We start from the raw sequence: 22,969 nt of genomic DNA, 5'->3' as shown, positions 1-22,969 counted from the left end.
ACATTTGATCTGAGTTGCTGACAAACTTGTGTTCACCTGGATCAAGTGTGGGAGCGGGCTTGCTCGCGAAGAGGCCATCAGTCCAGACCGAGTTTCTTCAAACGATAACGCATTGAGCGAAACGACAAACTCAAGCGCTGCGCCGCCGCCGTTCGGTTCCAGCGGGTTTCCTCCAGAGCTTGCAAAATCAGTTTGCGTTCGACGTTCTCCAGATAATCCTCAAGGTTGTCGATCTGCGTGAGGTCGGCGATACCGCCCTCGGCCGCGCAATTACCCTCACTGAGCCGCAAGTCCAGCGCCTCGATCAAGTGGTTTTCACACAGCGTGTGGGCGCGTTCGAGGACGTTCTCAAGTTCGCGCACATTGCCCGGAAAACGGTAGCCCTTCAGTGCCTCAAGTGCCTGCGGGTGCAGGCGCGCCGCCGGTTGGCCGGTGCCGCTGGCCAAGCGCTTGAGCATGTGCGTGGCGAGCACTTCAATGTCGTCGCGTCGCTCACGCAGTGGGGGTACGCGCAGTTCGATGACGTTGAGCCGGTAATACAGATCCTGACGGAAGCGTTCGGCGGCCACCTCGGCTTCGAGATCCTTGTGGGTTGCGCAAAGAATCCGCACGTCGACCACGGTTTCCTGCTGGCCGCCGACGCTGCGCACGGCTTTCTCCTGAATCGCCCGCAGCAGTTTTACCTGCATCGACAGCGGCAAGTCCGCCACTTCATCGAGAAACAACGTACCGCCCTGCGCAGCCTGAAACAGCCCCGGTTTGTCCTCGACGGCGCCGGTAAAACTGCCTTTACGGTGACCGAAAAACTCGCTTTCCATCAGCTCCGACGGAATCGCCCCGCAGTTCACTGGCACAAATGCCTGGCTGGCGCGCGGGCCTTGCTCGTGAATCAGCCGCGCAACCAACTCTTTACCGCTGCCGGATTCGCCGCTGATGTACACCGGCGCCTGACTGCGGGCGAGTTTGTCGATTTGTTTGCGCAGATTGCGCATCGGCAGCGAGTTGCCCAGCAGGCGCCGATCAATCGAGCTCGATACGCCACCTGCTACTGGCATGCGCAGAGCGGCGGCGACCAGTTCGCGCAGACGGCTCAGGTCCACCGGTTTGGTAAGGAAGTCGAATGCCCCGGCCTTCAGCGCGTTGATCGCGGTTTCGAGGCTGCCATAAGCGGTGATCATCGCCACCGGCAATTGTGGATAACGTTGCTGGATGTGCTGCACCAGTTCAAGCCCGGTGCCGTCGGGCAGGCGCATGTCGGTCAGGCACAGGTCGAACGTCTCGCGGTGCAACAGCGTCTGGGCTTCGGTCAGATTGCGTGCGCTGAAAGTCTCGAGCTTCATCCGCCCGAGGGTGATTTCCAGGAGTTCGCGGATGTCCGGTTCGTCGTCGACGATGAGGATTTTTTGCCGTGGGCTCGTGTTCAACTTTGTTTCCGTCCGTGAGCAAAGGTGATGCGAAAGCAGCCGCCGCCTTGGCGTGGTTTGAAGTCTAGGCGCGCCTGGTTGCTTTCGCACAGCTCACGGGACAGATAAAGCCCAAGGCCGGTGCCTTGACTGCTGGTGGTGAAGAACGGCTCGAACAAATGCGGCTGCTCTTCGATCGGAACGCCGGGGCCGTTGTCTTGCACTTCAAGCACCGCCAATTGACTATCGGCGTCGATGAAAAGGGCCAGCCAGACTTCAGCGCGGTCGTGTAGCAGGGCGCTATGGCGCCAGCCGTTGCGCAGGAGGTTGTCGAGGATCTGTGTGAGCTGGTTGGGATCCATCAGGGTGGTGAAGTCGCCTGAATCAATGCGCAGATGAATCTGCTGGCGCTCACTGGCCTGTTCACGGCTTTCGGCGACGAAGTTTTCCAGCCACGGCTTGAGGTCCAGCCGTTGCGGTGCGCTTTGCTGACGGCGGGACAGTTGCAGGACGTTTTCAATGACTCGGTTCATGCGCTGGGAATGGTCTTGAATGATCTGCGTCAGACGTCGATCCGCGTTGTCGAGTTCCTCGGATTCGCCCAATAGCTGCGCGGCGTGACTGATGGCGCCCAATGGATTGCGAATCTCGTGGGAGATGCCGGCGGTCAGACGTCCAAGCGCCGCCAGTTTGAGCTGCTGGGCCTGTTGGGCGATCTGGGCGAGGTCTTCAAGAAAGATCAGGGTCTGCTGATTCGGGCTCTGTTCGAGCGCAATAAAGCTCGGTTGCAGTTCCAGACCGTTGCCGGGGATCTTCAGGCTCTGTGGGCGCAGGGTCGGATTGTTCATCCACAATTGCAGGCGATCGACCAGTGCCGACGAATAGTCGTCGATCAGGTGGCCCTGCAAATGCGTTTGCGCCAGCAGCGTCTGGGCGCTGTGGTTGGCCAGTTGCACCCGGCGTCGTTCGTCGATCACCAGAATGCCGGTGCGCATGCGTTGCAGGATCAGCGCGTTCAGGGCTTCGAGACCGACCACTTCGCTGGCGCGTTGCTCGGCCAGGGTTTCGCTGACTTCCAGGCGCCGGATCAACCCTTGCACCAGTAGCGAGGCGGCAAAACACAGTGCGCCGAGGGTGCCGGCCTGCAGGTATTCGTTGGCACTGAGGGGATGACTGAAACTCAGCAGAAAACTCAAGCCGACAATGCCGAGGGCGCCGATGGCGGCAATCAGCAGGCCGATGCGTCGGCGCAGCAAGGTATTGCTGATGGCCACCGAAACGATCAGCAAGTTGCCAAGCGCACTGCCGACACCGCCCGCCGCGTAAAACAGGCCGCACAGCAGCAAGACATCGACCAGCGCCAGACTGAACAGTTGAGCGGGGCGTCGGGTGTTCTCGAGGAACACCACCAGCAGGATGTTGAGCACCAGATACAGCCAACTGCCGCTGCGCAGCAGATCGTCGTCGGCCGACATCAGCAGGCGGTTGTCCATATTGCTGGAGATCAACAGCACCAGGGTGATGCCGACACTTAAACGGTAGAGATGATAGAGGCGCAGCAGTCGCTGGGCCTGTTTGCTGTCGGCGTGGGTGGCCTCAGCGATCACTTGCACCCGGGCCTTGCTCGAGGTGAGCCTGGCTGCAATACCATTGTTGTTGAACGCTTAGTGCGCGATCACGCGGCAAGTGCACGCCGCAATGGGCGCAACGCACCATGGGCGGTGCATCCTGTTCGCGAGGGGCTCGGGAGGATGGGTTGGAGGAGGCGGGCGCCTTGAATTTACGCCACAGCCATATTGCGGCGAAGATCACGGCGATCCAGAACAATAAACGAAGCATGATGAGCGGCTTTTCGACTGATGATCCGGCAGTTTAGCCAAGGTCCCGAGCAGCGCACAGTCAATTAAAGCGCGGTAATGCAAAAGGGAGATCCGAAGATCTCCCTTTTCTGTACTTGCGGTGTGATCAGTCGAACACGCCGAAGGTCATGTAGCTGAACCACGAACGGTCGCTGGTGGACTCAGGCTCCGGCTCTTCGATCACGTCGCCGTTCTCGTCTTTAGGCTTGAGCTCGTTCGGGATCGCGTCTTTCGCGTCCTGGAACTGTTTCTGCACGTCCTGATTGGCGCGGGTTTCTCCCGGCGGCAGCGGTGGGCGCGATTCGATCAGACCCAACGTCGCCTTGCTCAGGAACGAACGGTTGTCGGCTTCGGCAACCCGTGGCACGAACTGGCCGTCTTGCAGGCTCGGGTGGTTCGGGTAGTTGAGCTTCAGGGTTTCCAGACTGGTGGCCGCCAGATCGTCCAGGTGCAGACGCTGATAGGCTTCAGTCATGACCGCCAGGCCGTCGCCGACCGATGGGGTTTCCTGGAAGTTTTCCACCACGTAACGGCCACGGTTCGCGGCGGCGACGTAAGCCTGTCGGGTCAGGTAGTAGTCGGCCACGTGGATTTCGTAGGCCGCCAGCAGGTTGCGCAGGTAAATCATGCGCTGCTTGGCGTCCGGCGCGTAGCGGCTGTTCGGGTAGCGGCTGGTCAGCTGGGCGAACTCGTTGTACGAGTCGCGCGCGGCGCCCGGGTCACGCTTGGTCATGTCCAGCGGCAGAAAGCGCGCCAGCAGGCCGACGTCCTGGTCGAAAGAGGTCAGACCCTTGAGGTAGTACGCGTAATCGACGTTCGGATGCTGTGGGTGCAGACGAATGAAGCGCTCAGCGGCGGACTTTGCAGCTTCCGGCTCCGAGTTCTTGTAGTTGGCGTAGATCAGTTCCAGCTGCGCCTGATCGGCGTAGCGACCGAACGGATAACGCGACTCCAGAGCCTTCAGCTTGGCGGTGGCGCTGGTGTAGCTGTTGTTGTCCAGGTCAGTCTGAGCCTGCTGATACAGCTCGGCTTCGCTGAGGTTTTCGTCTACGACTTCCTTCGATGAGCAAGCAGCGGTCAATGCGAGGATGGCGATCAGCAGCAGGTGTTTCACTTGCATGGCGGCTTGCGTCCCTATGACGGCCGCTGTCTTGGGCGGGGCCGTCCTGTTATGATGAGCGCCCCGTTGAAAAGCCTCGGGGCAAAAGACGCCGTATTTAACCACAAGCGCGCAGCCGAAACCAAAAGCTGTGCCGACGCCAGTCAGAGCATGTCCGATAAAATTGAACTTCGCGCAGAGGTGCCGTCCGATTTGGGCGGCCAACGCCTCGATCAAGTCGCCGCCCAACTCTTCGCTGAGCACTCACGCTCGCGCCTTTCCGCCTGGATCAAAGAAGGTCGCCTGACTGTGGACGGGGCGGTCATCCGCCCGCGCGACATTGTGCATGGCGGTGCCATTCTTGAGCTGACTGCCGAGCAGGAGGCCCAGGGCGAGTGGATCGCCCAGGACATCGAGCTCGACATCGTCTATGAAGACGACGACATCCTGGTCATCAACAAGCCTGCGGGCCTGGTGGTGCACCCGGCTGCCGGTCACGCTGATGGCACCTTGCTCAACGCCTTGCTGCACCATGTGCCGGACATTATCAATGTCCCGCGCGCCGGCATCGTGCATCGCCTGGACAAGGACACGACCGGTCTGATGGTGGTGGCCAAGACCATTCAGGCGCAGACGCAGCTGGTGGCCCAGTTGCAGAGCCGCAGTGTCAGCCGGATCTACGAGTGCATCGTGATCGGCGTGGTGACTGCCGGCGGCAAGATCAACGCGCCGATCGGTCGTCACGGCCAGCAGCGCCAGCGCATGGCGGTGATGGAGGGCGGCAAGCCTGCCGTCAGCCACTACCGCGTGCTGGAGCGTTTCCGTTCGCACACCCACGTACGGGTGAAACTGGAAACCGGCCGTACTCACCAGATCCGCGTGCACATGGCGCACATCAACTTCCCGTTGGTCGGCGATCCGGCATACGGCGGTCGCTTCCGTATTCCGCCGGCGGCGAACCTGAACATGGTCGAAACCCTCAAGAACTTCCCGCGGCAGGCGCTGCACGCTCGGTTCCTTGAGCTGGATCACCCGACAAGCGGTCAGCGCATGAGCTGGGAATCGCCGCTGCCGGAAGATTTCGTCTGGCTGCTGACCCTGCTCAAGCAGGATCGCGAGGCTTTCGTCGGATGAGCTGGCTGACGCCGGACTGGCCTGCGCCGGCCAGCGTCAGGGCCTGTGTCACCACCCGCGAGGGTGGTGTCAGCGAGGCGCCGTTCGACAGTCTCAATCTGGGCGATCATGTTGATGATCGCCCGCAAGACGTCGCCGAGAACCGTCGGCGTCTGACTGATCACTTCTCTATAAAGCCTGCCTGGCTGCAGCAAGTGCACGGGATTGCCGTGGCGCATGCTGATCCGGGCATTGTTGCGACCGCCGACGCCAGTTGGACGGCTACCCCCGGAATTGCCTGTGCGGCGATGACGGCGGATTGCTTGCCAGCATTGTTCTGCGACCGTGCTGGCACCCGTGTAGCGGCAGCTCACGCCGGTTGGCGCGGTTTGGCAGCAGGTGTGCTTGAAGCGACGCTCGACACACTTGATGTTCCGGCTGAAGAGGTGCTGGTCTGGCTCGGTCCGGCCATCGGCCCGCAAGCCTTTGAAGTCGGCCCGGAAGTTCGGGAAGTCTTCATCAATCAATTGCCCGAAGCAGCCGATGCCTTTGTACCGAGCAGCAATGCTGGCAAGTTCATGGCTGACATCTATTTGCTGGCGCGCCTGCGTCTGGCCGCCCGTGGTGTCACAGCGGTTTATGGCGGCGGTTTCTGCACAGTGACCGATCCGCGCTTCTTTTCCTACCGCCGTGCGTCACGCACCGGTCGCTTCGCCTCCCTGGTTTGGCTCACCCGCTAGACTTGCCTGATCTGCATCACACCTCTGACGCTTGAATCTTCCAGAATCGACCGCATCTATAGCGGTATCTGGCAGGTTTCTTTATTCAGGATGGTTTTTAGGTCCGGCCTGCTCAAAAGGAAGGTGACTTATGCGAATAGACCGTTTAACCAGCAAATTACAGTTGGCCTTGTCCGACGCCCAGTCGTTGGCAGTCGGCCACGATCATCCGGCCATCGAGCCGGCGCACTTGATGCAAGCCATGCTTGAGCAGCAGGGTGGTTCGATCAAACCTCTGCTGATGCAGGTAGGCTTCGACGTCAACAGCTTGCGAAAAGAGCTGACCAAAGAGCTCGACCAATTACCGAAAATCCAGAACCCGACCGGCGACGTCAACATGTCGCAGGACCTGGCGCGCCTGCTCAATCAGGCTGATCGTCTGGCCCAGCAGAAGGGCGACCAGTTCATTTCCAGCGAACTGGTGCTGCTCGCGGCGATGGACGAGAACAGCAAGCTCGGCAAGTTGCTGCTCGGCCAGGGCGTGAGTAAAAAAGCTCTGGAAAACGCGATCAACAACCTGCGTGGCGGCGAAGCGGTGAATGACGCCAACCACGAAGAGTCGCGGCAGGCGCTGGATAAATACACCGTGGACCTGACCAAGCGCGCCGAAGACGGCAAGCTCGATCCGGTGATCGGCCGTGACGACGAAATCCGTCGCACCATTCAGGTTCTGCAACGCCGCACCAAAAACAACCCGGTGCTGATCGGTGAGCCTGGCGTGGGTAAAACCGCCATCGCCGAAGGTCTGGCCCAGCGCATCATCAACGGCGAAGTACCGGACGGCCTCAAGGGCAAACGTCTGCTGTCGCTGGACATGGGCGCGCTGATTGCCGGTGCCAAGTATCGCGGTGAGTTCGAAGAGCGCCTGAAATCGCTGCTCAACGAGCTGTCGAAGCAGGAAGGGCAGATCATTCTGTTCATCGACGAACTGCACACCATGGTCGGCGCTGGCAAGGGCGAAGGTTCGATGGACGCCGGCAACATGCTCAAGCCTGCACTGGCTCGCGGTGAGTTGCACTGCGTCGGCGCGACCACGCTCAACGAGTACCGCCAATATATAGAGAAGGACGCGGCGCTCGAACGACGCTTCCAGAAAGTGCTGGTGGATGAGCCGAGCGAGGAAGACACCATCGCCATCCTGCGTGGCCTCAAGGAGCGTTACGAGGTTCACCACAAGGTGGCGATCACCGACGGCGCGATTATCGCGGCGGCCAAGCTCAGTCATCGCTACATCACTGACCGGCAGTTGCCGGACAAGGCCATCGACCTGATCGACGAAGCTGCCAGCCGTATCCGCATGGAAATCGACTCCAAGCCGGAAGTGCTGGATCGTCTGGAGCGTCGCCTGATTCAGTTGAAGGTGGAATCCCAGGCACTGAAGAAAGAAAGCGACGACGCGGCGAAGAAACGTCTGGAAAAACTCCAGGAAGAAATCGAGCGTCACGAGCGTGAGTACTCGGATCTGGAAGAAATCTGGAACTCGGAAAAAGCCGAGGTACAGGGTTCTGCACAGATTCAGCAGAAGATCGAACAGTCGCGTCAGGAGCTCGAAGCGGCGCGCCGCAAAGGCGACCTCAACCGCATGGCCGAGTTGCAGTACGGGGTGATCCCGGATCTGGAACGCAGCCTGCAAATGGTCGACCAGCACGGCAAGAGCGAAAATCAGTTGCTGCGCAGCAAGGTAACTGAAGAAGAAATCGCTGAAGTCGTGTCGAAGTGGACCGGCATTCCGGTGTCGAAAATGCTCGAAGGCGAGCGCGACAAGCTGATGAAGATGGAAAGCCTGTTGCACCAGCGCGTAATCGGCCAGGACGAGGCGGTAGTGGCTGTGGCTAACGCAGTACGGCGTTCGCGTGCCGGGTTGTCCGACCCGAATCGTCCGAGCGGTTCTTTCATGTTCCTCGGCCCGACCGGTGTCGGTAAAACCGAGCTGTGCAAGGCGTTGGCCGAGTTCCTTTTCGATACCGAAGAGGCGATGGTACGAATCGACATGTCCGAGTTCATGGAGAAACATTCCGTGGCTCGCCTGATCGGTGCGCCGCCGGGATACGTCGGTTACGAGGAGGGCGGTTATCTGACCGAAGCGGTACGGCGCAAGCCTTACTCGGTGATCCTGCTGGACGAAGTCGAGAAGGCGCATCCGGATGTGTTCAACATCTTGCTGCAAGTGCTGGAGGATGGTCGCCTGACCGACAGCCATGGCCGTACGGTGGACTTCCGCAATACCGTGATCGTCATGACCTCGAACCTGGGGTCGGTGCAGATCCAGGAACTGGTCGGTGATCGTGAAGCCCAGCGTGCAGCGGTAATGGATGCGCTGACTTCGCACTTCCGCCCGGAATTCATCAACCGGGTCGACGAAGTGGTGATCTTCGAGCCTTTGGCGCGGGATCAGATTGCGGGCATTACCGAAATCCAGTTGGGCCGTCTGCGCACACGTCTGGCCGAGCGCGAGCTGAAGCTGGAGCTGAGTCCGGAAGCGATGGACAAGCTGATTGCTGTCGGTTACGACCCGGTCTATGGCGCACGTCCTTTGAAACGGGCGATTCAGCGCTGGATCGAAAACCCGCTGGCACAATTGATCCTGTCGGGTCATTTCATGCCCGGCGATACCGCCACCGGCACTGTCGAGAACGACGAAATCGTTTTCAACTGAGCCAAAGCGGCAATGAAATAAGGAAGGCCCCACATTGTGGGGCCTTTTTTTCGTTAGGCTGTTGAACTCAAAGGAAAAGGCTTGTAAAGTGCGCCCCGCAGTCAGTCACCCACAAGGTTTCAGCTCACTGAGCGGAAATCTGAAATAAGTTGCAAATCATTAACTTGAAAGCAATTTAGGGGGTTGACAGAGGTGATCTAGGTTGTAGAATAGCGCGCCTCAGACACACGAACGCAGCGATGCGAACGAAGTCTAAGAGCTGTAAGTTTCACCGTTGTAAATTGAAATATGTAGTTCCGTGATAGCTCAGTCGGTAGAGCAAATGACTGTTAATCATTGGGTCCCAGGTTCGAGTCCTGGTCACGGAGCCAATTTCAAGCCGGGGTATAGCGCAGTCCGGTAGCGCGCCTGCTTTGGGAGCAGGATGTCAGGAGTTCGAATCCCCTTACCCCGACCATTTTTGGGTCGTTAGCTCAGTTGGTAGAGCAGTTGGCTTTTAACCAATTGGTCGTAGGTTCGAATCCCACACGACCCACCATTTTTGAAACCAGTTAGCGCTGGGATCGAATCTTAAGATCAGAGGCCAAAAGCGCTGATCGAAGAAGGCGATCTTTGAAAGGTCGCCTTTTTTTTACCGGGGTATAGCGCAGTCCGGTAGCGCGCCTGCTTTGGGAGCAGGATGTCAGGAGTTCGAATCCCCTTACCCCGACCATATTAAAAATCCTCGTATCGAAAGATACGGGGATTTTTTTTGCCCGCCGAAAAGACGATTCTCTTCAAGTCATCGTACAACTTGCCGATAGCCCGCTAACACGAGGGGGACTGCCACTGCTTCGCCCCTTGAATCTGGCCAATACAAGAATAAGGGCTTTTGTCATGTTGCTTCGTCAGTTGAATATTGCTCCCCGGGCTGCCTTGGGGTTTGCCCTGATCGCGGTATTGGTGGCATTGCTCGGCGTTTTTGCCCTCGGGCAGATGTCGAGTATTCGCGACAGCGAAGTCGCGGTGGAAAACCGGTGGCTGCCGAGCATTCGCGGCGGTGACGAGATTCGCGAACTGATGTTGCGCATCCGTACCATCTCGTTGCGTATGGCGCTGGATCAGGATCCCAACAATATTGCCACCTACCGCAGCCAGATGGACACGCGCGACAAGGAACTGAGTGAGAAGATCGCCGCCTACGACAAGCTGGTCACCACGCCGGAAGGTCAGCAACTTTACGATCAGTTCAAAAAAACCTTCGCGGCGTATCGCACCGGTATCGCGCAATCCTTCACGCTGGCCGAACAGGGCAAGCGTGACGAGCTGACCAAGCTGTTGCTGGTCGACATGAAAACCGTGGTTGATGGCTCCGGCAAACAGCTCAGCGATCTGGCTGACCTGTTCGCAAAACAAGTCGCCGCGGAGAGTCAGAAGTCTGCAGCGCACTACGAAACCTCGCGCACCATCGTCAGTCTGTTCATTGCCTTGGCGGCACTGGCCACGGTGGCGTTGGCGATGTTGCTTACGCGTAGCATCGTGCGGCCCCTGACCAGCGCGGTGAACGCCGCCGAGAGCGTCGCGCAGGGCGATTTGACCCGCCCCATCGAAACCCAGGGCAATGATGAAGTCAGCCGATTGCTAAAAGCCCTCGCGACCATGCAGCAGAACCTGCGTGAAACCCTGCAAGGCATCAGCGGCTCGGCCACGCAACTGGCCACCGCTGCCGACGAACTCAACGCCGTAACGCTCGACAGCACCCAAGGCCTGCAACAGCAGAACAACGAAATCGAACAGGCTGCCACTGCGGTTAACGAAATGACCACGGCCGTTGAAGAGGTCGCGCGCAACGCGGTCTCGACATCCGATGCCACCCGCCAGTCCAGCGAATCGGCGCAACGAGGGCAGGAGCGCGTCAGCGAAACCGCCAGTGCGATCAATGCGCTGGCCAGCGATGTGCAACACACTGGTGAGTTGGTGCAGTCGCTGGCCAATCAGTCGCAGGACATCGGCAAAGTGCTCGATGTGATTCGCGCCATCGCCGAGCAGACCAATTTGCTGGCGCTGAACGCAGCCATTGAGGCGGCGCGAGCGGGGGAGAGCGGGCGAGGCTTTGCCGTGGTTGCCGATGAGGTACGGGCGCTGGCGTATCGCACGCAGCAATCGACTCAGGAAATCGAGCAGATGGTGCAGGGCATGCGCAGTGGTTCGAGCCTGGCGCTGGATTCGATGCAGGCCAGCGCTTCCCGTGCCACGACCACGCTGGCATTGGCCGAGCGCGCGGGGGAGGCGCTGCAGACCATCACTGCGTCGGTGCACGAGATTCACGAACGTAATCTGGTGATTGCCAGCGCCGCCGAAGAGCAGGCGCAAGTGGCGCGCGAGGTTGATCGCAATCTGGTGAATATCCGTGACTTGTCGGTGCGTTCCGCTGCGGGTGCCGATCAGACCAGCGCTTCGAGTCATGAACTGTCGAAACTGGCCAATGCGCTGCAAAGTCTGGTGCGGCGATTCCAGTTGTAAGTACGACGGGCACAAAAAAGCCGCGCCTTCTTGTGAAGGTCGCGGCCTGATTTTGTAGCACCGCGTGGGTCAGGCGCCGTCTTGATCCTTCAAGTGTTCGAACAGGCCTTTAGGCATTTTCTTGCCATTGGCTTCGAAGTTGGCTTTGACGTTGTTGTAGGCCTCTTGCTCGTCAATGAAGCCGTCATGGTTGGTGTCGATCTTGTCGAAGTCAGACTTTGGCGCGACCTTGAGGAATTCTGCGCGGGAGACCTTGCCGTCTCCATCACTGTCGGTTTTGGCCATCGACGCATCGCCACATTTGCCTTCACCGCATTTGCCTTCCGGGGCTTTTAACGACGTTTCCGCCGAGGCGACCATGTAGCCCTGAGCCAGCGGCTGAGCCGCGAATACCGAACCGGACAACATCAGGCCGCCGGCCAGCGCAGCGCCGAGCAGGCCAATGGATTTTTTACCGAGAGCCGAAGTGCGGGACATTTACATTCTCCTGGGCTGCGCAACGCAACCACACGTTAAGGACGATTAGCCAGAGCAGGTGTTGCTCGGGTGTGGCCATTAAGCGGTGGCGGTGTATCGCGACTGTGTCGCTGAGCAGGGGCGTTTGTAAGCGAAGTCGGGGAATGTGTGGCGCGGATACAGTGAGAAACAGATCTTCAACTGCATGAGGATCGAAATGTGGGAGGGGGCTTGCTCCCGAAAGCGATAAATCAGCCACATTAACGTCGACTGACCCACCGCATTCGGGAGCAAGCCCCCTCCCACAACGTTTACTGCATCAATGCAGTTTCAGACGCGGCTCGGTGCCCCGGCCAATCTTGCTGCCCAACATCAGCATTGCCGTGCGGAACGGGCCGTACAGCGCCATCTGGTGCATACGATACAGCGACACGTAAAACATCCGCGCCAGCCAGCCTTCGAGCATCACACTGCCCGTCAGGTTGCCCATCAAGTTACCCACAGCCGAAAAACGCGACAGCGAAATCAGCGAGCCGTAGTCGGTGTACTTGTACTCCGGCAGGGTCTTGCCTTCGATGCGCAGTTTCAGCGATTTGGCCAATAACGAGGCCTGTTGGTGCGCCGCTTGCGCCCGTGGCGGTACGTTGCGATCCGAGCCCGGTTGCGGGCAGGCCGCGCAGTCACCGAAGGCGAAAATGTTTTCGTCACGGGTGGTTTGCAACGTCGGCAGCACCTGCAGCTGGTTGATGCGGTTGGTTTCCAGACCGTCGATGTCCTTGAGGAAACCCGGCGCACGAATACCCGCCGCCCAGACTTTCAGACTGGCCTTGATCTCATTGCCGTCGGCAGTGATCAGGCTGTCGGCCGTCACTTCGCTGACCGAGGCGTTGGTCATCACATTGACCCCGAGTTTCTCCAGGGTCTTGTGCACCGGCCCGCTGATGCGCTCCGGCAGGGCTGGCAGCACCCGTGGGCCGGCTTCGATCAGGGTGATGTGCATGTTTTCCGGTTTGATCCGGTCGAGGCCGTAAGCCGCCAGTTCATGGGCGGCGTTGTGCAGTTCCGCCGCCAGCTCGACTCCGGTCGCACCGGCACCGACGATGGCCACGCTGATCTGCTGGACCACATCGGTCTGCCCGGCGTGCGCCCGCAGATAGTGGTTGAGCAGTTGCTGGTGGAAGCGCTCAGCCTGTTTGCGCGTGTCGAGGAACAGGCAATGTTGCGCCGCGCCCTGAGTTCCGAAGTCGTTGGTGGTGCTGCCGACCGCGATCACCAGCGAGTCGTACTGCACTTCACGCGCCGGCACCAGCTCTACGCCGTTTTCGTCATAAGTAGCGGCCAGCTGGATTTTCTTCTGTGCGCGATCGAGCCCGCTCATGCGCCCCAGTTGGAACTCAAAGTGGTTCCATTTGGCCTGGGCGACATAGTTGAGTTCATCTTCGGAAGAGTTCAGCGATCCGGCGGCCACTTCGTGCAATAGCGGTTTCCAGATGTGCGTGAGGTTCGCGTCGACCAGCATCACGCTGGCCGTGCCGCGCTTGCCCAGAGTCTTACCCAGACGGGTAGCCAACTCCAGACCGCCGGCGCCGCCGCCGACAATGACAATACGATGGGACATAGGGATAACTCGCAAGGTTTTTAAAGGAAATCGGTGCGGTTACCCAAGCGAGCGCAAGGCAGCTCATAGCGTCAGGTAACTGATAAATCGGCTCAACAGGCCCAGACCAATGGTCACTGCCAGCACCAGCACCAGGAGCATCCACGGCCGGAATGGCCGGCGCTCGACACGGTGTTGGGACAGTTGCAGGTACTCTTCGACATGCTTTTGGTCTTCGGGGTTCAGGCGGCTGGTCATATTGGCCTCGTCAGGTAGACGTTGCTGAATGTGCAGAAGCTACAGCGGTTTTCAACCGGGGTTGAACGCAGCATAGCCGCTGTCCGGAACAGGCTCGACGGACACGCCATCATCGAGGCGAATGATCCCGCTTTGTAACACTCGCGCAGTAATTCCGCCATGCCCGCGCACCGCTTGAAAGGTGCCGGGACCGAGGGCGTTCTGCAGGCGTGCGCAGGGCTGACACCAGCCAGTGGTTTCGAATATTGCCTGACCGATGCGAAAGCGCCGACCCTTGAGGCTAAACAAATTGATACCGCTGATAACGAGATTGCGCCGCAGATCTTCAGGTTTCACCGGTTGGTCGGTGGGGCGTCCCATCAAAGCACTGATCACTGCCAGATGCTCCCACTGGATCAACGTCACTTGCCGCGCGTTACGCACGCCGGGGCGGGCGTGATCGCCGGTCAGTCCGGCCTCGAGTCGTGCCTCCACCGCATCCAGTTCAATCATCGGCCCACGTGATTGCGGGCGCACGCCGATCCAGCGCACGCGGCCGGTCTGCGGCACATCGGCGATCAATTGCTGAAGGGGCGTCACAGGCTGATTCCGACATCAAAGACAATGCTGCGACCAAGGTTGCTGCGCAGGAAATCCGGTGCATCGGGGTGGGCGAACAGCACGCGGGCGAAGGTCGGGCCGACGAGTGACAGCGAACGCCAGCCCTGACGCAGGTATTCGGTGGGTGGTGGGAAGTGGCTGTTGAGGTCGAGCACTTCACGCTTGAGGCTGGCGAAGGCAATGATGTCGAGTTCGCCCAGATCCATTCCGCGTTCCTTGTAGTTGTGCGCTTTTTTGCGCAGGGTCGGTGCCAGTCGCATCAAAAACTCGTTGGCCGGGATCCGTCGCGGCTTGGCTTCCCGGCGCACCAGTTGGCTCAAGGAAAAGGCGCTGCGGCGACGCTGCAATTCGTCGCGCCATTCGTCATTAAGGCGGCGCCCTTCATCGAGCACGAAAAACACCTCGAAGTTGGCGTCGCGAAACAGCACGTCCGGCGGCTCCCCGGCGGGCGCGAATTCGTCGGCGCGGTAGGGAATGTTCAGGCCTTGCAGCAGGCGCTGGCAGACCCAACGCTCACGCTCCCATTTGCGGGCATTGGACAAAAAGGCGTTGGCTTGCTCGGCCGCAATGGTCAGCAGGCGTAAATAATCAGAGTCATCCATAGGCCCAAGCTTAGCGTTCAAATGTGAACCTAAAGAAGAAAGTCTCTCGGACAGGGCCACAGATTTTTCGATCTACCCCTATCGAGTTACCTCCACCGCGTAATTTTCCGGGTGCCCGGGGTTGCCCATACTGTGGCTCAGACAGATAACAAGGAACCCTCATGAAGGTCGAATTTGCCCAACTGGCAGGCCGTGACAACGCTACCGTTTATAACCTCGAACGTGCACTGAGCGCGATTGCGGCGTGCGCCGCCGATACGCAACTGATCGTGTTTCCGGAAACCTACCTCACGGGTTTCCCGACCGCCGAGACCGTCGCCGATGTCGCCGAACCGCTGGATGGGCCGGCCGTGCAGGCGATTGTCCGGGCGGCGCGGGAACGCTCCATCGCGGTGGTGATCGGCATCGCTGAAAACCATGACGGCCATTTCTACAACACGACCCTCCTGATCACCGGCGAAGGCGTTGCCCTGCGCTACCGCAAGACCCACTTGTGGCCGCTGGAACGCGGCGTCTTCGCTCCGGGCGATCGCTACAGCACTTGCCTGTGGAACGGCGTGCGCGTCGGTCTGCTGATCTGTTACGACATTGAATTTCCGGAAACCGCCCGCGCCCTCGGGCAACTGGGCGCGGACGTGCTGATCGTCACCAACGGCAACATGGATCCGTACGCGCCGACTCACCGCACCGCAATCACTGCTCGCGCCCAGGAAAATCAGGCGTTCGCGATGATGGTCAACCGGGTCGAAGAGGGCGATGGCGGATTGTTGTTTGCCGGCGGCAGTGCCCTGGTCGATCCGTTTGGCACGGTGCTGTTCGAAGCCGGGCGCGAAGAAGGCCAGTTCAGCGTCGAACTGGACCTTGAGCAACTCAAGGCAGCGCGCAAAGACTATTTCTACCTGGATGACCAGCGCATCAAGCTGCCGGGCGAGGTCGTCGAGTACGATGACGGCACGCGGGATTTGCTGATCCCGAGACACTGATCTCGTTTTGTGGGGCGCTGTTTTGCGTATTCCCCCGAACGCGTCCAGCAGTCGGGGATCGGCACATCAACTGTTTCTCACCAAGAGGCGGTGTAGACTCCGACAAAGGACTTAAACCCGCGAAAAAGGTGAGGGAATCGTGATCGGTGCCGAACTGTTGTCATCGGCGAGCCTGACGCTCGGTTGGCTGATTTATCTGCCGGTGCTGCTCTGGGCGATGGTGCGGGCGCCGTGGGTCGAGTTGTTCAGCGACAGTCGTCGTCAGCATTTGCTGTTCGGCACGGTGTTCGCGCTGTTTCTGTTGTGGCTGGTGCGCAGGGATTTCGACACTGGTGTGTCGTATCACTTTATCGGCATGACGGCGGTGACCTTGCTGCTCGACTGGCCGCTGGCGATTGTCGGCGGGCTGGTCGCGCAAATCGGCTTGGTGCTGCTGGGGCGCCAGGATCTGCTGGCGCTCGGGGTCAACGGGTCTTTGTTGGTTCTGCTGCCGGTGGCGATCACCGAAGGCGTGGCGATTGTCGTCGAGCGTGCTCAGCCGCGTAATCCGTTCGTGTACATTTTTTGCTCAGGGTTTTTCGCCGCTGCCCTGTCGGCATTGCTGTGTCTGATCCTGAGTTTGACGTTGTTGTGGTACGACGGTCTCTTCGCCATGCCGGAATGGCTGGAGGATTTCGTTGGTTATCTGTGGCTGCTGATTTTCCCCGAAGCGTTCATCAACGGCATGGTCATCAGCGCGTTGGTGGTGTTCTGCCCGGAATGGCTGGAGACCTTCAATCGTACCCGCTACCTTTCGGCGCCGTGGAAGGACGACGATCCCAAGTCTTGATCCACATCAAATCGATTCCGCACGCGGCATTTCATGCTCGGCCAAATCCCTTCAGGAGCAGCGGCATGAGCGTTTACGAGTGGGCAAGGCAGGAGACCCGGCAGAGTCTGGAGATGGCGCAGGAAGTCGGGTTTGACCCTGGTTTGAGCCTGCGCGCCTTGCTCAGTGCGGTGGTGCAACAGAGCAAGGCCGTGCGCAACGTAGAGGATCTGGCCGACGAGTTGCGTTTTCTCGCGGAGAACCTCGACGACGATCAGGACTACGGCTTCATGCGGCCCTGATCAACGTTGACCCTGTGCGGATCAGTGGCGCGGGTCGAAATCGCCTGAAAACAGCTCATCTTCGGCATCCGGTGCAACCGGGATCTTGTGTTCTTCGGACGCCCACGCACCGAGGTCGATCAGCTTGCAGCGGTCGGAGCAGAACGGGCGGAATTTGTTCTCGGGGGTGAATTCCACGGGAGCGCCGCAGGTTGGGCATTCGACGGTTGGGATCGGGCTCATGACTGGCCTCCGGATAAAGTCAGGTAAAAGTGATGCAGGCGCTCGACTTCGCTGTGCAGCCAGGCGAGGTCGCGGTCGTTGACCACCACATCATCGGCGCGGCTGATGCGGTCTTCACGGCTCGACTGAGCATTGAGGATCGCCTGAACCTGCTGCTCGCTGGTCTGGTCACGCTGCAAGGTGCGTTCGATCTGCAGTTGTTGCGGGGCGTCGATCACCAGAATGCGTTGGGTCATCGCGTATTGCCCGGATTCGATCAGCAACGGCGAAACCAGAATCGCGTAAGGCGATTTTGCCAGCGCGAGATGATGGGCGATTTCCTCGGCGATCAACGGATGCAGCAATGCTTCGAGCCAGCGGCGTTGCTCCGGCACTTCGAAGATCAGCGTGCGCAGGGCGGCGCGATCCAGCGTCCCGTCTGCCTGCAATACACCGGGGCCGAAGTGTTCGGCGATCTTCGCCAGCGCCGGACGGCCCGGCTCAACCACCCAGCGCGCCGCGTGATCGGCGTCGACCACATGGATACCAAGGTCGATGAAATGCTGGGCCGCAGCACTTTTGCCGCTGCCAATGCCGCCGGTCAGGCCGAGAATCCAGGGTTTTTCCACAGGGGTATTCATTGCAAACCGACAAACTGCCAATAGAAGTCGGTTATTTGACCACCCCAGAGCAATGCAATCCAGCCGGCAATTGCCAGATACGGGCCGAAGGGGATCGGCGTCGAGGTTTTCTGATCGCGCAGGCGCAGCAGAATCACCCCGATGATCGCCCCCACCAGTGACGACAACAGGATCGTCAGCGGCAAAATCTCCCAGCCACCCCACGCCCCGATCAACGCTAGCAGCTTGAAATCACCGTGACCGATGCCGTCCTTGCCGGTGAGCAGTTTGAACAGCCAGAACACCGAACACAGCGCCAAGTACCCGGCCACTGCGCCCCACAGTGCGTCGTGTAGCGGTACGAACAGGCCGAAACTGTTGACGATCAAGCCCAGCCACAATAACGGCAGCACCAGCACATCCGGCAGCAGTTGATGCTCGGTGTCGATCAGGCTCATCGCCAGCAAGCCCCACGTCAGGAAGATCAGCAGGCATGCTGGCCAGCCAAATCCCAGGTGCCAGGCAATGAATGCCGAAAGCAGTCCGCAGGTCAGTTCAGTCAGCGGGTAGCGTTTGCTGATCGGTGCGGCACACGCTGAGCAGCGCCCGCGCAGCCACAGATAACTGAGCAGCGGAATGTTTTCCCACGGGCGGATCCGGTGCGCGCAGTGCGGGCATTCGGAGTGCGGCAGCATCAGGTTGTAAGTCGGTAGTGGCGCTTCGCCGGGCAAGCCGAGGACATCGTGAGCCTGCTGGCGCCAATCGCGTTCGAGCATTTTTGGCAGGCGCCAGATCAGCACATTGAGGAAACTGCCGACCACCAGACCGAGCAACAGCGCGGTGCAGACGAAGGCCAACGGGTACAGAGCAAAGAATTCGTCGATGGGCATGTCAGATCGCTGAGCCGAGTTGAAAGATCGGCAGGTACATCGCCACTACCAGTCCGCCAACGATTACCCCCAGCACCACCATGATGAACGGCTCCATGAGGCTGGTGAGGTTGTCGACCATATTGTCCACTTCGTCTTCATAGAACCCGGCGACCTTGTCGAGCATGTCATCCAGCGCACCGGACTCCTCGCCGATCGCGGTCATTTGCACGGCCATGTTCGGGAACACGCCGGTGGCGCGCATGGAAAAATTCAGCTGCATGCCGGTGGCCACGTCCTGGCGGATGCGCAGCACGGCGCGTTTGAATACGACGTTGCCGGTGGCACCCGCGACGGAATCGAGCGCTTCCACCAAGGGCACGCCGGCGGCAAATGTGGTCGACAGGGTGCGGGCAAATCGCGCCACGGCGGACTTGTACATCAGGGTGCCGACCAAGGGCAGTTTCAGCAGCCAGGTGTCGCGACGATCACGCAGCGCCTGAGAGGATTTCAAGGCATGGCGCGTGCCGAAAATCGTCACGACCAGCACCGCGAGCAGTGCCCACCACCATTGCTGCATGAATTCCGAAAGGCTGATCACCATCAGGGTGAAGGCCGGCAGTTCGGCACCAAAACCCTTGAACACCGACTGGAACTGCGGCACCACTTTCACCAGCAGAATTCCGGTGACGACCGTGGCCACCAGCACCACGGCAGACGGATAGGTCATGGCCTTCTTGATCTTGGCTTTGAGTTTTTCGCTCTTTTCCTTATAGGTCGCGACCCGCTCCAGCAACGTATCGAGCGCCCCCGACTGCTCGCCGGCGTCAACCAGGTTGCAATACAACTCATCGAAGTACTGCGGCTTCTTGCGCAGGGCTGCAGCGAAGCTGTTACCGGCGGCGACTTCCTGTTTGACCTCGTCCACCAGGGTGCGCATCGCCGGATTCTCGAAGCCTTCACCGATGATGTCGAACGACTGCAACAGCGGCACGCCGGCCTTCATCATGGTTGCCATCTGCCGCGTGAACAGGGCGATATCCTGCGCCTTGATGCGTTTGCCGAAACTCAGCAACGAGGCGGATTTCTTGCGCACTTTGCCAGGGTTGATTCCCTGTTTGCGCAACTGTGCCTTGACCAGTGCGGGGTTCTGCCCGCTCAGCTCACCGCTGATTTTGCTGCCTTTCCTGTCTGTGCCTTCCCAAGCGTAAACGCTGACTTTTGCTGCCTTGACCGCCATGTTCAATCCTTGGTGACCCGGTTGATTTCTTCCAGGCTAGTGATGCCTTGCATCGCTTTGTGCAGGCCGGAGGTGCGCAGATCGTCGAAACCGTCACGGCGCATCTGGCTGTCTATTTCCAGCGAGTTGCCTTCGGCCATGATCAGCCGTTGCAGTTCGGCCGTGTTTTTCACCACTTCATAAATCCCCACGCGTCCTTTGTAGCCGCCGTTGCAGTGATCGCAACCGACCGGTTCGTAGACGGTGAAACTGCCGATGCGTTCCTCGGGGAAGCCTTCCTTGATCAGGGTTTCCCGGGGGATCTCGATGGCTTTTTTGCAGTGGCTGCACAGTTTTCGCGCCAGCCGCTGGGCGATGATCAGGCTCACCGAGGTGGCGATGTTGAAGCCGGGTATGCCCATGTTGTGCAGGCGTGTGAGGGTTTCGGCAGCGCTGTTGGTGTGCAGGGTCGAGAGCACGAGGTGACCGGTCTGCGCAGCCTTGATCGCAATCTCTGCCGTTTCCAGGTCGCGAATCTCGCCGACCATGATCACATCCGGGTCTTGGCGTAGAAACGAACGCAGAGCCTGGGCGAAATCCAGACCCTGTTTCGGATTGACGTTGACCTGGTTGATGCCTTCCATGTTGATCTCCACCGGGTCTTCGGCGGTGGAGATGTTGATGTCGACGGTGTTGAGGATATTCAGCCCGGTGTACAGCGATACGGTTTTTCCGGAGCCGGTGGGGCCGGTGACCAGAATCATGCCTTGCGGCTGTTTGAGCGCGGCCATGTACAGGTCTTTCTGCGCCGGCTCATAACCGAGGGCGTCGATGCCGATTTGCGCACTGGACGGGTCGAGAATCCGGATCACCACTTTCTCGCCCCACAGCGTCGGCAAGGTGTTCACCCGGAAGTCGATGGACTTGCTCTTCGACAGGCGCATCTTGATGCGCCCGTCCTGGGGTTTGCGCCGCTCGGAGATGTCGAGACTGGCCATCACCTTCAACCGCGCGGCAATACGCCCGGCCAGTTGAATCGGCGGCTTGGCCACTTCACGCAGGATGCCGTCGGTGCGTACCCGTACGCGGTAGTTTTTTTCGTAGGGTTCGAAGTGCAGGTCGGAAGAACCGCTCTTGATCGCATCGAGCAACATCTTGTGAACGAAACGCACCACCGGCGCATCGTCGGCGTCGATCACGCCGATGGCGTCGGATTTGTTGTCGTCAATCGATTCGACGTCGAGGCCATCCAGATCAACGTCGGCCATTTCTTCGAGCCCGCTGGCGTGGGTGTCGAAGAATTTCTCGATGGCGTCGCTGAGCTTGTCGTCCTCGACCAGAATGGCTTCGGTGTTCAGTCCGGTGCTGAACTGAATGTCGTTGATTGCCTGATGGTTGCTCGGGTCGGAAATACCCACGAACAGCTTGTTGCCGCGCCGCCACAAGGGCAAAGCATGGTGCTGGCGCACCAGTTTTTCGCTGACCAGGCCTTTGGGTTGAGTCTCTTTATCGAGGCAATTGAGGTCAAGGAAGGCCATGCCGAAGTGTTCCGAAGCAATCTCGGCGATCTGCCAGCCTTTCACCAGTTTGTTCTGCACCAGATAGCTGACCAGCGACAGGCGATTGCGCTGCGCCTGTTGCCAGGCTTGCTGGGCACTTTTTTCCGTCAGCAGTTCAGCCTGCACCAATTGCTTGGCCAGACCGCTCAGAGCGATGTCATTCATGGGGATTCCGCGCGCTTGCCGTTCATGACTTATAGCCTAGTCAAGTGACAGCGCCAAACATGCCCGGTGCAGGTGACAAAAAGTGTCAGATAGTGCGGTTACAGGTTGTAGGAAACGGCGTGGCCCCACGCTGATGTCCAATCCCCGGGCTGGCGAAGCGCTTGGCACGGGCTATGCTCGGTTGATCTCAGATCATGAGATTCCGACTCATGCATGGAGCGTGTCTATGAAAAAACAACAAGGTTTCACTCTGATCGAGCTGCTGATCGTAGTGGCGATCATCGGCATTCTGGCGACCATTGCTTTGCCGCAGTATTCCAAGTATCAGGCGCGGGCCAAGGTCACGGCGGGGATCGCCGAAGCCTCGTCGCTCAAGGTCAACTTTGAAGACGTGATCAATGCCGGTTCGGCTGATCCGACCCTTACCAACGTCAACGCGGGTACTGGTGCGACGCAGAACTGCACGCTGGGCGTCACGGGCAAAGTGTCCGATGGCTCCGGCACCATCACCTGCAAACTGCTGAACGCCCCGGCTCCGGTACTGGGCCAGACCATTACCCTGACTCGCAGTGCCGCCGCCGGCTGGACATGCGGTTTCTCGGGGGCCAAGGACTACACCACCACCAGTTGCCCTGGCGTTTAAAGAAACGCTGCCATGAAAAATGCCCCGCTGATGCGGGGCATTTTTCTTTATATAGGGCTTCACAAAAGCTTCAATATTTTCAGTGTGTTAGGAACTTTTCGAAAACCCGCAACTTGCATGCAGATAATTGCAATCTCATGCAAATTGCATGATTCCGGGAATTTCATCAGTTAATAAGTTATTGATTTATATAGAAATATTGTATTTTTAAAAGTTGGCACAGCGTTCGCAATATCTCCAGTAACCCTGCTGACAAGACACGCAGCAGACTTTCCAGAAAAACAGGAGTTACTCGTATGAAGAAGTTCGCTATCACTGCCGCTGCTGCTACCGCGCTGACCCTGACCATGGCTTCCGGTGCTTTCGCACAATCCACCCAGGCCACTCAGGCTCCAATGACTTTGGCTGCTGGTGAAATGACCAAGGCTAAAGAAGCTACTTCCGATACCTGGATCACCACCAAAGTCAAAAGCGACCTGGTCACCGAGAAAGGCATTCCAGGCACCGACATCAAAGTTGAAACCAACAAAGGCGTTGTTTCCCTGTCTTCCACTGTTGCAGTGACCGAAGCTCAGAAAACTACCGCCGTGGCTATCGCCAAGAAAATCAAAGGCGTCAAAGCGGTCTCCGCTGACGGCCTGAAAGCCGAGTAAGGCATGACTTCTCGCCTGGACCG

The 22,969-nt window shown here is 59.1% G+C and carries 23 protein-coding genes and 4 tRNA genes; 13 read left to right on the top strand and 14 right to left on the bottom strand.

Annotated features, from left to right (window positions below):
- Positions 1-77: 77 nt before the first annotated feature.
- From F2P67_RS01475 to F2P67_RS01460, 4 genes are all read right to left on the bottom strand, one after another.
- Entirely contained in the window at positions 78-1,424 is a 1,347-nt protein-coding gene (locus F2P67_RS01475) for a sigma-54-dependent transcriptional regulator (RefSeq protein WP_166216473.1), read from the bottom strand.
- Positions 1,421-3,010 carry an ATP-binding protein gene (locus F2P67_RS01470; protein ID WP_166216471.1) on the bottom strand — a complete coding sequence of 530 codons (1,590 nt, stop codon included), beginning with the start codon at positions 3,008-3,010 and terminating at the stop codon, positions 1,421-1,423. Before F2P67_RS01470 ends, F2P67_RS01475 begins: the two co-directional genes overlap by 4 nt.
- Positions 3,000-3,242, bottom strand: coding sequence for a PP0621 family protein (locus tag F2P67_RS27690; RefSeq protein WP_166216468.1), 243 nt, complete (start codon positions 3,240-3,242; stop codon positions 3,000-3,002). Before F2P67_RS27690 ends, F2P67_RS01470 begins: the two co-directional genes overlap by 11 nt.
- A 126-nt stretch (positions 3,243-3,368) precedes the next feature.
- On the bottom strand, positions 3,369-4,382 hold the full coding sequence (locus tag F2P67_RS01460) for an outer membrane protein assembly factor BamD (RefSeq protein WP_166216466.1): 1,014 nt from the start codon (positions 4,380-4,382) through the stop codon (positions 3,369-3,371).
- Between the two features lie 150 nt (positions 4,383-4,532).
- Between F2P67_RS01460 and rluD the strand changes: the two genes are divergently transcribed.
- The 8 genes from rluD to F2P67_RS01420 all read left to right on the top strand — a co-directional run bounded on the left by rluD (position 4,533) and on the right by F2P67_RS01420 (position 11,411).
- Positions 4,533-5,495 carry a 23S rRNA pseudouridine(1911/1915/1917) synthase RluD gene (gene rluD / locus F2P67_RS01455; RefSeq protein ID WP_166216463.1) on the top strand — a complete coding sequence of 321 codons (963 nt, stop codon included), beginning with the start codon at positions 4,533-4,535 and terminating at the stop codon, positions 5,493-5,495.
- The gene (gene pgeF, locus F2P67_RS01450) at positions 5,492-6,214 is read left to right on the top strand and encodes a peptidoglycan editing factor PgeF (protein ID WP_166216461.1); all 723 of its coding nucleotides are present in this window, start codon (positions 5,492-5,494) and stop codon (positions 6,212-6,214) included. The genes rluD and pgeF overlap by 4 nt, the downstream gene beginning before the upstream one ends.
- A gap of 130 nt (positions 6,215-6,344) precedes the next feature.
- Positions 6,345-8,909 carry an ATP-dependent chaperone ClpB gene (clpB, locus tag F2P67_RS01445; protein WP_166216458.1) on the top strand — a complete coding sequence of 855 codons (2,565 nt, stop codon included), beginning with the start codon at positions 6,345-6,347 and terminating at the stop codon, positions 8,907-8,909.
- A 295-nt stretch (positions 8,910-9,204) separates the two neighbouring features.
- A tRNA-Asn gene (locus tag F2P67_RS01440) sits at positions 9,205-9,280 on the top strand.
- A gap of 9 nt (positions 9,281-9,289) precedes the next feature.
- Positions 9,290-9,366, top strand: a tRNA-Pro gene (locus F2P67_RS01435).
- Between the two features lie 5 nt (positions 9,367-9,371).
- Positions 9,372-9,447: transfer RNA gene (locus F2P67_RS01430), tRNA-Lys, on the top strand.
- A gap of 97 nt (positions 9,448-9,544) precedes the next feature.
- Positions 9,545-9,621, top strand: a tRNA-Pro gene (locus F2P67_RS01425).
- Positions 9,622-9,785: 164 nt separating this feature from the next.
- Positions 9,786-11,411: a methyl-accepting chemotaxis protein gene (locus tag F2P67_RS01420; protein WP_166216456.1), complete on the top strand. Its 1,626-nt coding sequence runs from the start codon at positions 9,786-9,788 to the stop codon at positions 11,409-11,411.
- Between the two features lie 69 nt (positions 11,412-11,480).
- On the opposite strand, the gene F2P67_RS01415 is transcribed toward F2P67_RS01420, so the two are convergent.
- The 5 genes from F2P67_RS01415 to F2P67_RS01395 all read right to left on the bottom strand — a co-directional run bounded on the left by F2P67_RS01415 (position 11,481) and on the right by F2P67_RS01395 (position 14,924).
- A complete protein-coding gene (locus F2P67_RS01415) occupies positions 11,481-11,888 on the bottom strand; it encodes an HvfA family oxazolone/thioamide-modified RiPP metallophore (RefSeq protein ID WP_166216453.1) in 408 nt (135 codons plus the stop codon).
- A gap of 298 nt (positions 11,889-12,186) precedes the next feature.
- Positions 12,187-13,485 (bottom strand): NAD(P)/FAD-dependent oxidoreductase, encoded by a 1,299-nt coding sequence (locus tag F2P67_RS01410; RefSeq protein ID WP_166216450.1) that lies wholly within the window; start codon positions 13,483-13,485, stop codon positions 12,187-12,189.
- Between the two features lie 63 nt (positions 13,486-13,548).
- Positions 13,549-13,722 carry a DUF3094 domain-containing protein gene (locus F2P67_RS01405; RefSeq protein WP_007909875.1) on the bottom strand — a complete coding sequence of 58 codons (174 nt, stop codon included), beginning with the start codon at positions 13,720-13,722 and terminating at the stop codon, positions 13,549-13,551.
- Between the two features lie 51 nt (positions 13,723-13,773).
- Positions 13,774-14,301, bottom strand: a complete 528-nt coding sequence (locus F2P67_RS01400) for an MOSC domain-containing protein (protein WP_166216447.1) — start codon at positions 14,299-14,301, stop codon at positions 13,774-13,776.
- A complete protein-coding gene (locus F2P67_RS01395) occupies positions 14,298-14,924 on the bottom strand; it encodes a DUF1780 domain-containing protein (RefSeq protein WP_103306529.1) in 627 nt (208 codons plus the stop codon). Before F2P67_RS01395 ends, F2P67_RS01400 begins: the two co-directional genes overlap by 4 nt.
- Positions 14,925-15,085: 161 nt before the next feature.
- On the opposite strand from F2P67_RS01395, the gene F2P67_RS01390 reads away from it, so the two are divergent.
- The 3 genes from F2P67_RS01390 (at position 15,086) to F2P67_RS01380 (ending at position 17,017) form a co-directional block, all read left to right on the top strand.
- Positions 15,086-15,907, top strand: a complete 822-nt coding sequence (locus tag F2P67_RS01390; protein WP_166216444.1) for a carbon-nitrogen hydrolase family protein — start codon at positions 15,086-15,088, stop codon at positions 15,905-15,907.
- A gap of 139 nt (positions 15,908-16,046) precedes the next feature.
- Positions 16,047-16,736, top strand: a complete 690-nt coding sequence (locus F2P67_RS01385; protein WP_166216441.1) for an energy-coupling factor ABC transporter permease — start codon at positions 16,047-16,049, stop codon at positions 16,734-16,736.
- Between the two features lie 65 nt (positions 16,737-16,801).
- Positions 16,802-17,017: a hypothetical protein gene (locus F2P67_RS01380; RefSeq protein ID WP_166216439.1), complete on the top strand. Its 216-nt coding sequence runs from the start codon at positions 16,802-16,804 to the stop codon at positions 17,015-17,017.
- Between the two features lie 21 nt (positions 17,018-17,038).
- On the opposite strand, the gene yacG is transcribed toward F2P67_RS01380, so the two are convergent.
- Genes yacG through pilB form a run of 5 tightly spaced genes read right to left on the bottom strand, consistent with a single transcriptional unit; the run spans position 17,039 to position 21,650 of the window.
- Positions 17,039-17,239, bottom strand: a complete 201-nt coding sequence (yacG, locus tag F2P67_RS01375) for a DNA gyrase inhibitor YacG (protein ID WP_096820889.1) — start codon at positions 17,237-17,239, stop codon at positions 17,039-17,041.
- On the bottom strand, positions 17,236-17,859 hold the full coding sequence (gene coaE, locus F2P67_RS01370; RefSeq protein ID WP_166216436.1) for a dephospho-CoA kinase: 624 nt from the start codon (positions 17,857-17,859) through the stop codon (positions 17,236-17,238). The genes yacG and coaE overlap by 4 nt, the downstream gene beginning before the upstream one ends.
- Positions 17,856-18,728 carry a prepilin peptidase gene (locus tag F2P67_RS01365; RefSeq protein ID WP_166216433.1) on the bottom strand — a complete coding sequence of 291 codons (873 nt, stop codon included), beginning with the start codon at positions 18,726-18,728 and terminating at the stop codon, positions 17,856-17,858. Before F2P67_RS01365 ends, coaE begins: the two co-directional genes overlap by 4 nt.
- 1 nt (position 18,729) lies before the next feature.
- On the bottom strand, positions 18,730-19,947 hold the full coding sequence (locus F2P67_RS01360) for a type II secretion system F family protein (protein WP_166216430.1): 1,218 nt from the start codon (positions 19,945-19,947) through the stop codon (positions 18,730-18,732).
- Positions 19,948-19,949: 2 nt separating this feature from the next.
- Positions 19,950-21,650 carry a type IV-A pilus assembly ATPase PilB gene (gene pilB / locus F2P67_RS01355; protein ID WP_166216427.1) on the bottom strand — a complete coding sequence of 567 codons (1,701 nt, stop codon included), beginning with the start codon at positions 21,648-21,650 and terminating at the stop codon, positions 19,950-19,952.
- Positions 21,651-21,876: 226 nt separating this feature from the next.
- On the opposite strand from pilB, the gene F2P67_RS01350 reads away from it, so the two are divergent.
- Positions 21,877-22,293 carry a pilin gene (locus F2P67_RS01350; RefSeq protein WP_166216424.1) on the top strand — a complete coding sequence of 139 codons (417 nt, stop codon included), beginning with the start codon at positions 21,877-21,879 and terminating at the stop codon, positions 22,291-22,293.
- Positions 22,294-22,589: 296 nt separating this feature from the next.
- Complete coding sequence (locus F2P67_RS01345) at positions 22,590-22,946, top strand: BON domain-containing protein (RefSeq protein WP_025108814.1); 357 nt, start codon at positions 22,590-22,592, stop codon at positions 22,944-22,946.
- The last annotated feature ends 23 nt before the right edge of the window (positions 22,947-22,969 follow it).

This window comes from Pseudomonas atagonensis (assembly GCF_011369485.1).
Lineage (GTDB): Bacteria > Pseudomonadota > Gammaproteobacteria > Pseudomonadales > Pseudomonadaceae > Aquipseudomonas > Aquipseudomonas atagonensis.
This window is presented reverse-complemented; position numbering and strand designations above follow the sequence as displayed.